Here is a 14,767-nt window from a genome sequence, read left to right as displayed (position 1 = left end):
CGTCAGACAACGATGATCTCCTCGCGCTGGAACGCGCCCGACTGACCGAACGCGGTCAGCCCGCCGACCGCGTCGATGCTCTTGCGCACGAACCGGTCGTCGACGAGATCGCGGGCCGCGAACGCCGGGTCGAGCGATGCGAGGAAGGTGCTGTCGCCGTCGACCACCGTCCGCTTCAGCCGCTGAACCAGCGCCTCGGTATAGCTCGGGAACGGATACGGCTGGAAGTCGATCCGCTTCGCGTGCCAGTCGGCATGACGGATCGCGCCGCTCGCGCGATAGGTGTCGGCCAGCGACGCCGACGGTACCAGCACGCGGTCGAGCGACGCGAGCGTATGCGGCGAATAGCGGTGCGTGCCGTCTTTCGACAGCAGTTGCGCGGTGTCCTGCGGATGCGCGCGCGCCCACAGCTGCGCCTTCACGATCGCGTTGACGACCTTTTGCGACCACGCGGGGCGCTGCGTCAGATCGTTCTCGTGCATGAACACGACGCAGCACGCATGGTTCTTCCACACGTCGCCGGTGAAGCGCAGGATCTTGCCGATCTTCATCAATTCCGCGGTCGCGTTGAACGGCTCCGCGACGATGTACCCGGCGATCTGGCGCGCGGCGAGCGCGGGCAGCATGTCCGACGGCGCCATCACGACCAGGTTGACCTCGTTCGCCGCGGGCGTGCCGCGCCGCTTGAGCACCGGCGTAAGCCCCTGCTGGCGCAGCAGGTCCTGCAGCACGACGTTGTGAATCGAGTACCAGAACGGAATCGCGACGGTCTTGCCGCCGAGATCGCGCAGCGAATCGATGTCGGGCGCGACCGTCAGCCCGGAGCCGTTCACGTGGTTCCACGCGACCACCTTCGCCGGCGCGCGGCTGCCGTAGCGCGCCCACAGCGTCATCGGCGACAGCAGGTGCACGACGTTGACCTGGCCGGACAAGAACGCTTCGACGAGCTGCGCCCAGCTGCGCAGCAGCTTCGGTTGCTCGACCGTCAGCCCTTCGGACGCGAAATAGCCGTTGTTGTGGGCGACCAGCAGCGGGGCCGCGTCGGTGATCGGCAGGTAGCCGATGCGAACCGGCGCATCCGGTTCGGCCGCGGCGTGCGCATTCGCCATCGACAGCAACGGGGCGGCGCCCGTCGCGGTGAACAGGGCCGCAAGCTTCAGCCATTCGCGGCGCGACATCGGAATCTGGCACATGGATAGGGAGGTCAGTTCAAGGGATGGAGTTCGGACGCGTGCGGGCGCTTCATGCCGGCCTGCAACGCCTTCAGGATGTCGATGCGCATCGTGCCGAGTTCGCTGACGAACGCGTCGCGCGGATGCGGATAATCGACGTGCCACGCGTCGATGAAGCGGCCCTGCGTGCCGAGCAGCACGACGCGATCGGCCACCAGCAGCGCCTCGTCGATATCGTGGGTCACGAGCACCGTCGCACAGCGCGTCGTCGCGACGATGTTCACCAGCAACTGCTGCATCGCGGCGCGGGTGACTTCGTCGAGCGCCGAGAACGGCTCGTCGAGCAGCAGCGCGTGCGGCTGACGCGCCAGCGCCCGGGCGAGCGCCGCGCGCTGCGCCATGCCGCCGGAGAGCTGGGCCGGGCGCAGCGACGCGGCGGCTTCGAGCCCGACCGCATGCAGCGCGGAGCGGACGCGCTCGCGTTGCTGATCGCGCGTGAGGCGCTCCTGATGTTCGAAGGCGAGCCCGAACGCGACGTTCCGTTCGGTCGACAGCCACGGCAGCAGGCACGGGTCCTGAAACGCGATCGCGATCCTCGGGTGCGGGCCCTGCAGCGTCGTACCGTCGATCGACACGGTGCCGGATTGCGGTCGCTCCAGCCCGGCCAGTGCACGCAGCAGGCTCGACTTGCCGGTGCCGCTCGGGCCGATCAACGCGACGATTTCGCCGCGCCCGACCGACAGCGAGACATCGGCGAGCACGGTATTGCGCCGCTCGCCGTCGTAGCTAAGCGTCAGATGGCGGGCGTCCAGCAGCGGGCGCGTCATGCGGCGATGCTCCGCGTCCGTGCGGCGAGTTGCGCCTTCAACTGCACGACGCTCGGCGTGACGATCGGAATGAACGCGGCTTCGCGCCAGCGTCGCTCGAAGCCGAGCCCCGCATCGCGCAGATAGCCGCGGCCGCCGCTCGCCTCGAGTTCGAGGTTCACGGCCGTGGCCACGTGCGTCGCGAGCGCGATGCGTAACTCGAACAGGCGGTCGGGATGCAGGCGCAGGCTGCCGTCGGCGATGCCGGCGGACAGTTGCGCACACGCGGCAGCCAGTTCGGCCGCGCAGGATTCGACTTCGGGGCCGAGAATGCCGCGCGTCGTTTCCGCCGCGCGTCGCGCTTCGGCCAGCGAGCGCCGCGCGAGCCCGATCGACAGCCCGCACTGCAAGCCGAGGAACGCCGGTCGCACAGCGGACAGGAAGGTTTGTGCGTCCGGATGGATCAGCCACGCGGCGTCGCCCGGTACGGCGTCGAGGTGCAGCGCGGCGGTGTTGCTGCCGCGCAGCGCGATCAGGTCGAGATCGGGGCTGCGCGTCAGGCCGGGCGCGTCATCCGGAATCGCGACGATCGCGGCCGGCCGGCCATCGCCAAATGCCACCGCTGCCGCCACCACGAACCGTTCCGCGCGCAGGTTCGTCACCCACGCCAGCCGGCCGGTCATCCGCCAGTCGTCGGCGCGTTCCGCGTGCGGCGTCGCGTCGATCTGAAGCGACTCGATGCCGGACAGATATTTCATCGCATTCGACAAGCCGCTGGCGCCGGCACAACGGCCGTCGAGCAGCGCCGGCAGCCAGCGCTCGCGCAGCGCGGTATTCGGGCTTTGCAGCAGGTATTCGATGAAGCTGCGCTGGCCCCACAGCACGAAGGCCGCGGTCAGCGAATGCTCGGCCACCGCGGCGATGCCGGCAATGGCGTCCGCGGTCGTGCCGCCCGCGCCGCCGAGGCTCGCCGGCACGCCGGTCCGGAACAGTCCGGCGTCCGCGAGGCGCGGCACGATTTCCGCTTTCAACGCGGCGCTCGTGTCGAGCTGCGTGGCGTTCGCGTCGAGCCAGTCGACGAGCGATGCGTCGAGCGCGGGCGCCGTCAGGCGGCCTGTGTCCGGGGTTCCCATCGGTATGCCGCCAGTTCGGGGTTGAGTTCGTTGCGCGCCAGGTTGTTCGCGAAGTTGCACAGCGTCGCGAGGCTCACGCCCAGCACCACCTCGAGCGCGTTCGCTTCGGTGAAGCCGGCGGCCAGGAACGCGTCGAGCGCGTCGTCGGTCACGGCGCCGCGCGTCGCGATCACGGCGCGCGTGAAAGCAGCGACGGCGTCGAGCCGCGGCTCGGCGACCGGTTCGCCGTCGCGCAGTGCGTCGACGTCGGCGCGCTCGACCTGGGCTTTTTTTAGTGCGGCGGCCGTGTGTCCGGCCACGCAGAATGCACAGCCGTGGACGGCGGCCGCGGTGATCTGCACGGCTTCGCGCTCGGCGAACGTGAGGCCCGCGCGGCCGTTGATCTCCGCGACGGTCAGATAGGTTTCGAGGGCGACCGGCGCATTCGCGAGCGAACGGACGAGGTTCGGCAGGAAGCCGTTCGCGCGCTGCGATTTTTCGAGGAAGGGCTGGCTGGCCGCGGGGGCGGTTTCGATGGTGGGCAACGGCAGGCGGCTCACAGGATTCTCCGAAAAGGGCAGTGAGATCATTGTCGAGGCGCTGCTGCCGCCGGACAATGCGCGAACATCCGCGATTCCTGTGCGTTCGTCCCGCGCCGCGCGTCGCGGTGTCGCGATGCCCGCTAGTGCAAGCGCGCCGCCGATCGCGACGCGTCGTCGCGCTCGCGGCGCCATGCGCCGGGTTGCATGCCCATCGTGCGCTTGAACGCGTGCGCAAACGCCGATTCCGACTGATAGCCGACGAGTTCGCCCGCCCGCGAAATCGGCAGGCCCTGCTGCAACAGGTCCGCCGCGAGCCGCATCCGCACCATCGTGACGAACTGCATCGGCGGATGGCCCGATGCTTCGCTGAAGTGCTTGCAGAACGCGGTGCGCGACATGTTCGCGAACGCGGCCATCGAGTCCGTGGTCCATGCGTCGGCGGGCGCGTCGATGATCGCGGCGACCAGCGTGCCGAAACCGGTCCGCTGCATCAGCGTGGCGAGCCCGCTGGCCACGGTATCGTGCCCCGCGGCGTCCCGCACCGCATAGAACAGCAGCAGTTCGACCAGCTTGTCGATCAGCGGGGACGGCGCGTCGACGCCGTGACGGCCTTCGGCGCGAATCAGGTCGAACAGCCCGTGGATGCCGCGATACGCGTCGTCGCCGCGCCGCACGATCAGGTACTCGGGAAAGAGCGACACGATCGCGCGCGACACGGTGGAGTGGAATTCGATGAAACCGCACGCGAGCCCGACGCTGCCGTCGACCGACGGGTCGAGCGGTTGCATCGATCCGCGCCGCTCGAGCGGATGGCCGCCCGCCACCGCGCAGGCCTGCGGGTTGACCGGGCTCGGCGACAACCCGTGCGGCACGTCGCGCAGCAGAAACACGGCTTCACCCGCGGCGACCGGGATGCTGTCGCGCCCATCGGCGAAGTGCAGCCACGCCGATCCATGCAGGATGACGTGGAAGCTCGCTTTCGCCCGGCCGGCGGTGGACGCCTGCCAGTCGCCGCAATACTGGCCGACGTGAAAAAGCTGGCTTTTCGGCTCCAGGCTGGACAGCAGCCAATGGACGACCTTGTCTGTTTGCGCGGACATTCCGATGCTGGAGGATGGGTGACGCGCCCATGCTACGGGCTGCGCCGCGCCGCTCAAACCAACGAATCGTAGAAAGCATTTTCCTGCCGTCGCAATGTCGCGCGAGGCGATGCGGCCCGGCGTTCGGCCGGGATGTGCGCGGCGCTGACCGGGTGCCGACGATACGGCACGCGCGCTATGCCTGAACGGCGACCCGATACCGCGTGGTCTGCCGATACACGTCGCCCGGACGAACGATCACGTCGTCGCGCAGGCCGTCCATGTTGACCTGATCCGGAAAGCCGCCCGCCTCGACGCACAGCGCCGCGTGTGGCACGCAGCGCGTGCCGCCGCTCACGCGCAAGCCGTCGAGATAGTTGCCCGTATAGAGCTGCAGGCCGCGCTGGTCGGTCGACACGATCAGCTCGCGGCCGCTTTCCGGATCGTAGATCCGTGCGACGGGCCGGACCTCACGCGCGCCGTTGCCGACGACGTAGCAGTGATCGAAGCCGCGCGCCCGCGCCAGTTGCGCATGCGGCCAGTCGAGGCGCGCGCCGAGCGGCGCGCTTTGCCGGAAATCGAAGGCCGTGCCCGTCACGTCGGCCGTGCCGGTCGGGATCAGCGCGTCGTCCACTTCGAGGAAGGCATCGGCGTCGATGTGCAGCAGATGGCCGCGCACGTCGCTGCCCGCGCGCCCGTTCAGGTTGAAGTAACTGTGATTCGTCAGGTTCAGCGGCGTCGGCGCATCGGTCCACCCCGAATAGTCGATCGTCAGCGTGCCGTCGTCGTCGAGCGTGTAGCGCACCTGCACGCGCACGTTGCCGGGGAATCCCGCGTCGCCTTCCGGCGAATCGAGTTGCAGCGTCAGCCCGCCGCCATCGTCGAGCACGTCCCACCGCGCGCGATGAAAGCCGTTCGCGCCGCCGTGCAGCAGGTTGCCGTTCTCGTTGCGGTCGAGCAGGTAGTCGACGCCGTCGAGCGTGAAGCGCGCGCCGGCGATCCGGTTCGCCCAGCGGCCGACCGTCGCGCCGAGATAGGCGCCGGATTCGAGGTACTCGGCCGGCGTGTCGTGCGCGAGCACGATATCGGCCAGGCGCCCGGTGCGATCGGGCGCGAGCCACGACACGACGGTCGCGCCGAGGTCGCTGACGACGACGCGCATCCCGTGCGCGTTGCGCAGCGTATAGCGCCGCACGGGCTCGCCGTCGGGCAACGTGCCCCACGGCTCGGAAAGCACGCGTGCCGCGCCGGGCGTCAGGTATGAGGAATCGGTATCGATATGCATGGGTGGAGATCGGATGGGCGGCGGGTGTCAGTGGGGGGCGGCCGCGCGTTCCTGGTATTCGCGCGGCGTACAGCCGAGTTCGCGCCGGAACACCGCGTACATGTATTGAAGCGACGTGAATCCGCAACGGATCGCGACTTCGGCGCTCGACGCCTGGCGGCCGGCGAGCAGCGCCTGCGCGGCTTCGAGCTTGTGGCGCAGGATCTCCTGGTGCACGGTGCGTTGCAGTTCGCGCCGGAAGTGCTCCTCGAGCAGCGAGCGCGACACGCCGACATAGTCGGCGACCTGTTCGGTCTTGATGCCCTGGCACGCGTACTGGCGGATGAAATGCCGGGCACGCATCACGTGCGGGCTCGCCAGCGGCTGGTGGCGCGTCGATTCGAGCACGTTGATGCCGACCGGCGGCACGAGAATGCGCTGCCCGGGAAAGCGCGCGCCGCGCAGCATCCGGTGCAGCAGGTGCGCGGCGGTGCGGCCCATTTCCTCGGTGCCCTGGATCACCGACGACAGCGGAATGCGCGTCAGCGTGCGCGTGAGCGGATCGTTGTCGATGCCGATGATCGCGACCTGTTCCGGCACCGCGATGCCGGCGATCAGGCACGCCTGCAGCAGATGCCGCGCACGCGCATCGGTCACCGCGATCACGCCGACCGGCTTCGGCAGCGCATGCAGCCAGTCGATCAGTTGCTCGATCGCGTGATTCCACCCGGACGCGCTCGTCGACAGCCCGCGGTAGATCGGCGCGTCGAGCCCGTCCGCGCGCGCGAGCCGGTCGAACGCGAGCTCGCGCTGCTGCGCCCAGCGGTTTTCCTGCGCGACCGGCAGGCTGTACATCGCGAAGTGCGCGAGTCCGGCGCCGATCAGGTGCGTATAGGCGAGCGACACGAGTTTCGGGTTGTCCGTCGCAATATATGGGACATCGGCCGGGTACTGCGTCGGGTCCTCGTACGACGATCCGATCGCGACGATCGGCAGCGGCGAACCGGCGAGCGCGTCGGCCACGGCCGGGTCGTCGAAGTCCGCGATGATGCCGTCGCCGTCGAAACGCTCGATCCCGGTGAGCCGGCAGCGGAAGTCGTCTTCGAGGAACAGGTCCCACACGACGCGCGTCGTGTGCAGGTACTGGCCGATGCCGCTGATGATCTCGCGGTCGTAGACCTTGTTCGCGTTGAACAGCAGCGCGATGCGGTGCGGTGTCTGGGCGGAAGGGGCGCGTGTCATCTGGGTGTCGGGTGAGCGCGTCGGGGCGCCGTGCCGTTGTCTCCGGGGCGCGCCCGGACGGCGGCGCGCGATATCTGGTGTACGTGGTGTACGGCGATTGTAGGACGGAACGCGCGCCGCACGTAGCGGCTGGCAAGAAACATCAAGCGCGCTGCGCAATTTCGCAATTGCCGGCCGATAGGCGCGCGGGCACGATCCAGTCAACCGAATTCGGCCGCGTGCGTCGTCGCGACGCGCGTTGCGCTGCAACAAGAACCCCCACGGAGACGCCATGTCGTATTTCGAGCACATTCCCGCGATTCGCTACGAAGGCCCGCAGTCGGACAATCCGCTCGCCTATCACCATTACGACCCCGACAAGCGCGTGCTCGGCAAGACGCTCGCCGAGCATCTGCGGATCGCGGTCTGCTACTGGCACACGTTCGTGTGGCCGGGCCACGACATCTTCGGGCAGCCCGCGTTCCAGCGGCCGTGGCAGCAGCCGGGCGACGCGCTCGAGCGGGCGCGGCAGAAGGCCGATGCGGCGTTCGAATTCTTCACGAAGCTCGGCACGCCGTTCTACACGTTCCATGACACCGACGTCGCGCCGGAAGGCGACAGCCTGCGCGACTACGCAGCCAATTTCGCGCGGATGGTCGACTATCTCGGCGAGCGTCAGCAGGCAAGCGGCGTGCGGCTTCTGTGGGGCACCGCGAACCTGTTCTCGCACCCGCGCTTCGCGGCCGGCGCCGCGACCAACCCGAACCCCGACGTGTTCGCGTGGGCCGCGACCCAGGTGTGCCATGCGCTCGACGCGACCCACCGGCTCGGCGGAGAAAACTACGTGCTTTGGGGCGGACGGGAAGGCTATGAGACGCTGCTCAATACCGACCTGAAGCGCGAGCGCGACCAGTTCGCCCGCTTCCTGTCGATGGTCGTCGAGCACAAGCACCGGATCGGCTTCAAGGGCGCGCTGCTGATCGAGCCGAAGCCGCAGGAGCCGACCAAGCACCAGTACGACTACGACGTCGCGACCGTGCACGGCTTCCTCGTGCAGTACGGACTCCAGAACGAGATTCGCGTGAACATCGAGGCGAACCACGCGACGCTCGCCGGTCATTCGTTCCATCACGAGATCGCGAACGCCTTCGCGCTCGGCGTGTTCGGCAGCGTGGACGCGAACCGCGGCGATCCGCAGAACGGCTGGGACACCGACCAGTTCCCGAACAGCGTCGAGGAGCTGACGCTCGCGTTCTACGAGATCCTGCGCCACGGCGGCTTCACGACCGGCGGGATGAACTTCGACGCGAAGGTGCGGCGCCAGAGCATCGATCCGGAAGACCTGTTCTACGGCCACGTCGGCGCGATCGACGTGCTCGCGCTCGCGCTCGAACGCGCGGCGGTGCTGGTCGAGAACGACCGGCTCGACGCGCTGCGCCGGCAGCGCTACGCGCAGTGGGACGACGCGTTCGGCCGCAAGATCCTGTCCGGCGGCTATACGCTGGAATCGCTGGCGGCCGACGCGCTCGCGCGTGGGGTGAACCCGCGGCATGCGAGCGGCGCGCAGGAGCGGCTGGAGAACATCGTGAACCAGGCGATCTACGGGCTGCGCTGACGCCATGTACATCGGACTCGATCTCGGCACGTCGGGCGTGAAGGCGGTGCTGCTCGACCGCGACGGCGCGGTGCGCGCGAGCGCGAGCCGCCCGCTGACGGTGAGCCGGCCGCAGCGGCGCTGGTCCGAGCAGGCGCCGCGCGACTGGTGGGACGCCGCCTGCGGTGCGCTTGCCGCGCTGGTCGCGGATGCGCGCACGGCCGGCATCGACCCGCGCGACATCGACGCGCTCGGGCTGACCGGGCAGATGCACGGCGCGACGCTGCTGGATGCGCATGGCGACGTGCTGCGCCCCGCGATTCTGTGGAACGACGGCCGCGCGGATGCCGAGTGCGCGGAACTCGAACGGCTCGCGCCCGCATTGCGCACGGTGGCCGGCAACATCGCGATGCCGGGCTTCACGGCGCCCAAGCTGCTGTGGGTGCGTCGTCACGAGCCCGACGTGTTCGCACGCATCGCCTACGTGCTGCTGCCGAAGGATTATCTGCGCTACCGGCTGACCGGCGCGTTCGCGACCGATCCGTCGGATGCCGCCGGCACGCTGTGGCTCGACGTCGCGAAGCGCGACTACGACGACACGCTGCTCGCCGCTTGCGGGCTGTCGCGCACGCAGATGCCGCCCGTCGTCGAGGGCAACCGCATCACCGGCACGCTGCTGCCGGCCGTGGCGCGGGCGCTGGGCCTGCGCGAGATCCCGGTGGTGGCCGGCGGCGGCGACAACGCGGCCGGCGCGGTGGGCGTCGGGATCGTGCGGCCCGGCGACGCGCTGCTGTCGCTTGGCACGTCGGGCGTGTATTTCGCGGTGTCGGACGGGTTTCGCGCGAATCCCGAATCGGCGGTGCACAGCTTCTGTCATGCGCTGCCGGATACGTGGCACCTGATGTCCGTGATGCTGAACGCGGCCGGCTGCGTCGACTTCACCGCGCAACTGGCCGGCTACGACGGCGTCGCGGCGCTGCTCGACGATGCCGAGGCGAACGCACGCGCGAGCCGCCCGTGGTTCCTGCCGTACCTGAGCGGCGAGCGCACGCCGCACAACGACGTGAACGCGAAAGGCGTGTTCTATGGGCTCACGCCCGACACGCGGCGCGCCGATCTCGCGAACGCGACGCTCGAAGGCGTCGGCTTCGCGCTGCTCGACGGCATCGACGCGCTGCATGCGGCCGGGCTTGCACCCGACAGCATCACGGTGATCGGCGGCGGCTCGCGCAGCGCGTACTGGACGCAGATGCTCGCCGACCTGAGCGGCCGTGCGCTGACGCTGCGCGCGGGCGGCGAAGTGGGGCCGGCGCTCGGCGCCGCGCGCCTTGCGCATCTCGCGCTCGAGCCGCATGCGCGGCTCGGCGACGTGTGCCCGCAGCCGCCCGTCGTCGCGGTGCGCGAGCCCGATCCCGAGCGGCACGCGTGGTATCGCGACGTGCGGCGGCCGACGTTTCGCGCGCTGTACCGTGCGCTCGAACCGGTGTTTGCGACGAGCGCCTGACGCACATTGCAGTGACTCGATGCGGGCGGTGCAATCCGGCGGCCGCCCGCGGTTCGTGAGGTGGTTCCATAACAAGGAGTCTGGAGACATGAAAACCGTGACGCGTCGTACCGTACTGAATTCCCTTGCCGGCGCCGCCGCGCTGGCGATCCTCGCGCTGGGCTCGCCGCTCGCCCACGCGAGCAAGGACAAGCCCGAGATCGGCTTCTGTATCGACGACCTGCGCGTCGAGCGCTGGTCGCGCGATCGCGACTATTTCGTCGCGGCCGCGACGAAGCTCGGCGCGAAGGTGTCGGTGCAGTCGGCCGATGCGAACGAGGCGCGGCAGATTTCCCAGATCGAGAACCTGATCTCGCGCGGCGTGGACGTGATCGTCATCGTGCCGTTCAACTCGAAGACGCTCGGCAACGTCGTCGACGAAGCGCGCAAGGCCGGCATCAAGGTCGTGTCGTACGATCGCCTGATCCTCGACGCCGACGTCGACGCGTACATCTCGTTCGACAACGAGAAGGTCGGCGAGCTGCAGGCGCAGGGCGTGTTCGACGCGAAGCCGAAGGGCAACTATTTCCTGCTGGGCGGCGCGCCGACCGACAACAACGCGAAGATGCTGCGCGAAGGACAACTGAAGGTGCTCAAGCCGGCGATCGACCGCGGCGACATCAAGGTGGTCGGCCAGCAGTGGGTGCCCGAATGGAGCGCGTCGACCGCACTGCGGATCGTCGAGGACGCGCTGACCGCGAACAACAACAAGATCGATGCGATCGTCGCGTCGAACGATGGCACGGCCGGCGGCGCGATCCAGGCGCTCGCCGCGCAGCATCTGGCCGGCAAGGTGCCGGTTTCCGGACAGGATGCGGATCTGGCCGCGGTCAAGCGCGTGATCGCCGGCACGCAGACGATGACCGTCTACAAGCCGCTGAAGCTGATCGCGAGCGAAGCCGCGAAGCTCGCGGTCGATCTCGCCAAGGGCACGAAGCCCGCGTTCAACGCGCAATACGACAACGGCAAGAAGAAGGTCGACACGGTGCTGCTGCAGCCGACGCTGCTGACCAAGCGCAACGTCGACGTCGTCGTGAAGGACGGCTTCTATACCCAGGCCCAGCTGGCGAGCCAGTAACGGCACGACGCGCGGGCGGCTCACCGGCCGCCCGCGCGCATCCTGCGAGGCATGAACGAATGACGGAACCCTTGCTGACGATGCGCGGCATCGTCAAGGCATTCGACGGCGTAAAGGCGCTCGACGGTATCGACCTGACCGTGCGCCCCGGCGAGTGCGTCGGGCTGTGCGGCGAGAACGGCGCCGGCAAGTCGACGCTGATGAAGGTGCTGTCGGGTGTGTACCCGCACGGCACGTGGGACGGTGAAATCCGCTGGGAAGGTGCGCCGCTCGCGGCGTCCGGCGTGCGCGACACCGAGCGCGCGGGCATCGTGATCATCCACCAGGAGCTGATGCTCGTGCCCGAACTGTCGGTGGCCGAGAACATCTTCCTCGGCAACGAGATCACGCTGCCGGGCGGGCGCATGAACTTCGCGGCGATGGTCCAGCGCGCGGAGGAGCTGCTGCGCGAACTGCGGATCGACACGATCAACGTCGCGCAGCCGGTGATGAACTACGGCGGCGGCCACCAGCAGTTGATCGAGATCGCGAAGGCGCTGAACAAGCACGCGAAGCTGCTGATCCTCGACGAACCGTCGTCGTCGCTGAGTGCGTCGGAGACGCGCATCCTGCTCGACATCGTGCGCGACCTGAAGCGCCGTGGGGTGGCGTGCGTCTACATCTCGCACAAGCTCGACGAGGTGGCGGCCGTGTGCGACACGGTCACCGTGATCCGCGACGGACGCCACGTCGCGACCGAGCCGATGGCCACGCTGACCACCGACCGGATCATCGCGATGATGGTGGGCCGCGAGATTCGCGACCTGTATCCGCGCGAGCCGCACGAGATCGGCGACGTCGTGCTCGACGTGCGCCACGTGACGTGCCGCGACGTGACGAACGCGCGCCGCAAGCGCGTCGACGACGTGTCGTTCAGCGTGCGGCGCGGCGAGATCCTCGGCGTCGCCGGGCTGGTCGGCGCGGGCCGCACCGAGTTGATGCAGGCGATCTTCGGTGCGTATCCGGGCGCGTGCACGGCGAGCGTGACGATGAACGGCAAGCCGCTGTCGATCCGCTCGCCGGCCGACGCGATTCGCGCCGGCATCGCGATGGTGCCGGAGGACCGCAAGCGCCACGGCATCGTGCCGCAGCTCGGCGTCGGCCACAACATCACGCTCGCGGTGCTGCGGCGCTTCGCGGCGCGCGGGCGGATCGACGCGGCCGCCGAGCTCGATACGATCCGCACCGAGATGCAGCGGCTGTCGGTGCGCGCAGCGCACCCGTTCCTGTCGATCGCGAGCCTGTCGGGCGGCAATCAGCAGAAGGCGGTGCTCGCGAAGATGCTGCTGACCGAGCCGCAGGTGCTGATCCTCGACGAACCGACGCGCGGCGTCGACGTGGGCGCGAAGGCGGAGATCTACCGGCTGATCTTCGCGCTGGCCCGGCGCGGCGTCGCGCTGATCGTCGTGTCGTCGGAACTGCCGGAGGTGCTCGGCCTGGCCGATCGCGTGCTGGTGATCGGCGAAGGCGAGCTGCGCGGCGATTTCGTCAACCAGGACCTCACGCAGGAACAGATTCTCGGCGCCGCGCTGAAGCCCGCGCGGCTGCCCGCCGACCCCCCCGCAGCGAGTGCGATATGAATTCCGAACTTTCTTCCCCGACCCCGGCGACGCCGGATGCAGGCGCCGGCCGCGCGCCGCGGCTGCCATTGCGCCATGTCTTCACGCGCTACAAGGTACTTGCGCTGCTGTTCGCGGTCGTCGCGATCTGGGCATTCTTCTCGGTGCTGACGGACGGCGCGTTCGTCACGCCCCGCAACGTTTCGAACTTGCTGCGGCAGATGTCGATCACCGGCATGCTCGCGTGCGGCATGGTGTTCGTCATCATCGCGGGCGAGATCGACCTGTCGGTCGGCTCGCTGCTCGGGTTGCTCGGCGGCGTCGCCGCGATCCTCGACGTCAACCGCCACTGGCCTGTCGCGGCGACGGTCCCGGCCGTGCTCGCGCTCGGCGTGCTGATCGGGCTCTTCAACGGCTGGTGGTCGACCTATCGGCGCGTGCCGTCGTTCATCGTCGGGCTCGGCGGGATGCTCGCGTTTCGCGGCATTCTGCTCGGCGTGACGGGCGGCTCGACGATCGCGCCCGTGTCGGACGGCTTCGTGTTCATCGGGCAGGGCTATCTGCCGCGCGTCGCGGGGGACGCCCTCGCGGTCCTGCTGTTCGTGGTCGCGACGCTGCTGGTGGTGCGGCAACGCGGCACGCGGCGGCGCTACCGGCTCGCGGTCGCGCCGCTGTGGCAGGACGTCGCGAAGATCGTCGGCGCCGGGGCGGTGCTGTTCGCGTTCGTCGCGACGCTCGACCGTTACGGCGGTATTCCGGTGCCCGTGCTGCTGCTGCTCGCGCTGCTCGGCGTGTTCTCGTGGATCGCGACGCAGACGGTATTCGGCCGGCGCATCTATGCGGTGGGGTCGAACCTGGAGGCGACGCGGCTGTCGGGCGTGGACACCGATCGCGTGAAACTCGCGATCTTCGCGCTGATGGGCCTGATGTGCGCGTTCGCCGGCCTCGTCAACACGGCGCGGCTCGCGGCCGGGTCGCCGTCCGCCGGCACGATGGGCGAGCTCGACGCGATCGCCGCGTGCTTCATCGGCGGCACCTCGATGCGCGGCGGGTCGGGCACGGTCTACGGCGCGCTGATCGGCGCGCTCGTGATGGCGAGCCTCGACAACGGGATGTCGATGCTGGACGTCGACGCGTACTGGCAGATGATCGTCAAGGGCGCGGTGCTGGTGCTGGCGGTGTGGATCGACGTGGTGTCGCGCTCGAACCGGCGGTGACGCGCGGCCCGGTCGCGCGTCCGATAGCGGTGCGCGTCATGGCAGCGGCGCGCCCCACGCCGCCGTCACGTTGCCGCCGAGCCGCCATTCGCTGAACGGGCGGCGCGACGCGATGATCGCCGGCAGGCGGCGATCGTGAAAGCGGGCGTAGTACGGCTCGACCCAGCTCAGTTCGTCGCGGAACGTCCACGGAAACAGGTCCTGCCTGATCGGCGTGATTTTCCTGAAACTCGCGGGATCTTCCACCGCGTCGATCACGAGATTCGCGAGGCGGCCGATCGCGCCGTCGTTCTCGCGGTAGAGATCGATGTTGCGCCGCTGGACGAGTTCGGCCGCGAACACGAGCGGCAGCAGCGCGAAGGGGTGATAGTGGAGCGCGCGGTCGCCGCGCTTCACCTCGCGTGCGAGCGAACCGTCCGGGCCGATGTCGCGAATGCCTTCGCGTACCGGCAGCAAGCCGGAATCGGGACCGAAGGCAGTCTAGCCTCCGGGGCTTTCGCCAGGCTTTCCACGGCGAGCCGTTGCCGTTCCGATCCGCCGG

General features: G+C 69.2%; 13 protein-coding genes. 5 read left to right on the top strand and 8 right to left on the bottom strand.

From position 1 onward, the window contains the following. Positions 1–2 precede the first annotated feature (2 nt). From H3O04_RS05145 to H3O04_RS05115, 7 genes are all read right to left on the bottom strand, one after another. Positions 3–1,193 carry an ABC transporter substrate-binding protein gene (locus H3O04_RS05145; RefSeq protein WP_202587266.1) on the bottom strand — a complete coding sequence of 397 codons (1,191 nt, stop codon included), beginning with the start codon at positions 1,191–1,193 and terminating at the stop codon, positions 3–5. 11 nt (positions 1,194–1,204) lie between these two features. Beyond that, on the bottom strand, positions 1,205–1,999 hold the full coding sequence (locus H3O04_RS05140; RefSeq protein WP_202587265.1) for an ABC transporter ATP-binding protein: 795 nt from the start codon (positions 1,997–1,999) through the stop codon (positions 1,205–1,207). Continuing rightward, entirely contained in the window at positions 1,996–3,111 is a 1,116-nt protein-coding gene (locus H3O04_RS05135; protein WP_202587264.1) for an acyl-CoA dehydrogenase family protein, read from the bottom strand. Before H3O04_RS05135 ends, H3O04_RS05140 begins: the two co-directional genes overlap by 4 nt. Next, a complete protein-coding gene (locus H3O04_RS05130) occupies positions 3,084–3,650 on the bottom strand; it encodes a carboxymuconolactone decarboxylase family protein (protein ID WP_202587269.1) in 567 nt (188 codons plus the stop codon). Before H3O04_RS05130 ends, H3O04_RS05135 begins: the two co-directional genes overlap by 28 nt. A gap of 122 nt (positions 3,651–3,772) precedes the next feature. Next, a complete protein-coding gene (locus H3O04_RS05125) occupies positions 3,773–4,732 on the bottom strand; it encodes an AraC family transcriptional regulator (protein ID WP_043886375.1) in 960 nt (319 codons plus the stop codon). Positions 4,733–4,907: 175 nt separating this feature from the next. Continuing rightward, positions 4,908–5,996, bottom strand: a complete 1,089-nt coding sequence (locus H3O04_RS05120; RefSeq protein WP_124478804.1) for an aldose epimerase family protein — start codon at positions 5,994–5,996, stop codon at positions 4,908–4,910. 27 nt (positions 5,997–6,023) lie between these two features. After that, positions 6,024–7,217 (bottom strand): XylR family transcriptional regulator, encoded by a 1,194-nt coding sequence (locus tag H3O04_RS05115; protein ID WP_023474619.1) that lies wholly within the window; start codon positions 7,215–7,217, stop codon positions 6,024–6,026. Positions 7,218–7,488: 271 nt separating this feature from the next. Between H3O04_RS05115 and xylA the strand changes: the two genes are divergently transcribed. The 5 genes from xylA to H3O04_RS05090 all read left to right on the top strand — a co-directional run bounded on the left by xylA (position 7,489) and on the right by H3O04_RS05090 (position 14,226). Beyond that, entirely contained in the window at positions 7,489–8,811 is a 1,323-nt protein-coding gene (gene xylA, locus H3O04_RS05110; protein WP_023474617.1) for a xylose isomerase, read from the top strand. Between the two features lie 4 nt (positions 8,812–8,815). After that, positions 8,816–10,294, top strand: coding sequence for a xylulokinase (gene xylB / locus H3O04_RS05105; RefSeq protein WP_202587263.1), 1,479 nt, complete (start codon positions 8,816–8,818; stop codon positions 10,292–10,294). Between the two features lie 88 nt (positions 10,295–10,382). Then, a complete protein-coding gene (gene xylF, locus H3O04_RS05100; protein ID WP_202587262.1) occupies positions 10,383–11,411 on the top strand; it encodes a D-xylose ABC transporter substrate-binding protein in 1,029 nt (342 codons plus the stop codon). A 59-nt stretch (positions 11,412–11,470) separates the two neighbouring features. After that, the gene (xylG, locus tag H3O04_RS05095; protein WP_202587261.1) at positions 11,471–13,030 is read left to right on the top strand and encodes a D-xylose ABC transporter ATP-binding protein; all 1,560 of its coding nucleotides are present in this window, start codon (positions 11,471–11,473) and stop codon (positions 13,028–13,030) included. Then, positions 13,027–14,226 carry a sugar ABC transporter permease gene (locus H3O04_RS05090; RefSeq protein WP_202587260.1) on the top strand — a complete coding sequence of 400 codons (1,200 nt, stop codon included), beginning with the start codon at positions 13,027–13,029 and terminating at the stop codon, positions 14,224–14,226. Before xylG ends, H3O04_RS05090 begins: the two co-directional genes overlap by 4 nt. Before the next feature lie 36 nt (positions 14,227–14,262). Here the strand turns inward: H3O04_RS05090 and H3O04_RS05085 are convergent, their stop codons facing one another. Further along, the gene (locus tag H3O04_RS05085) at positions 14,263–14,682 is read right to left on the bottom strand and encodes an alginate lyase family protein (protein WP_237666180.1); all 420 of its coding nucleotides are present in this window, start codon (positions 14,680–14,682) and stop codon (positions 14,263–14,265) included. Positions 14,683–14,767: the final 85 nt, after the last annotated feature.

Origin of the sequence: Burkholderia sp. KCJ3K979 (assembly GCF_016759955.1) — a bacterium.
GTDB lineage: Bacteria > Pseudomonadota > Gammaproteobacteria > Burkholderiales > Burkholderiaceae > Burkholderia > Burkholderia orbicola.
The sequence above is the reverse complement of the archived record's forward strand: the minus strand, read 5'-3'. Positions and strand labels throughout refer to the sequence as shown.

Coding starts and splice junctions, on each gene's coding strand:
- H3O04_RS05125 (WP_043886375.1), bottom strand. CDS start 4,732: ATGTCCGCGCAAACAGACAAGGTCGTCCATTGGCTGCTGTCCAGCCTG.
- H3O04_RS05120 (WP_124478804.1), bottom strand. CDS start 5,996: ATGCATATCGATACCGATTCCTCATACCTGACGCCCGGCGCGGCACGC.
- H3O04_RS05115 (WP_023474619.1), bottom strand. CDS start 7,217: ATGACACGCGCCCCTTCCGCCCAGACACCGCACCGCATCGCGCTGCTG.
- xylB (WP_202587263.1), top strand. CDS start 8,816: ATGTACATCGGACTCGATCTCGGCACGTCGGGCGTGAAGGCGGTGCTG.
- H3O04_RS05090 (WP_202587260.1), top strand. CDS start 13,027: ATGAATTCCGAACTTTCTTCCCCGACCCCGGCGACGCCGGATGCAGGC.
- H3O04_RS05140 (WP_202587265.1), bottom strand. CDS start 1,999: ATGACGCGCCCGCTGCTGGACGCCCGCCATCTGACGCTTAGCTACGAC.
- H3O04_RS05145 (WP_202587266.1), bottom strand. CDS start 1,193: ATGTGCCAGATTCCGATGTCGCGCCGCGAATGGCTGAAGCTTGCGGCC.
- H3O04_RS05135 (WP_202587264.1), bottom strand. CDS start 3,111: ATGGGAACCCCGGACACAGGCCGCCTGACGGCGCCCGCGCTCGACGCA.
- xylF (WP_202587262.1), top strand. CDS start 10,383: ATGAAAACCGTGACGCGTCGTACCGTACTGAATTCCCTTGCCGGCGCC.
- xylG (WP_202587261.1), top strand. CDS start 11,471: ATGACGGAACCCTTGCTGACGATGCGCGGCATCGTCAAGGCATTCGAC.
- xylA (WP_023474617.1), top strand. CDS start 7,489: ATGTCGTATTTCGAGCACATTCCCGCGATTCGCTACGAAGGCCCGCAG.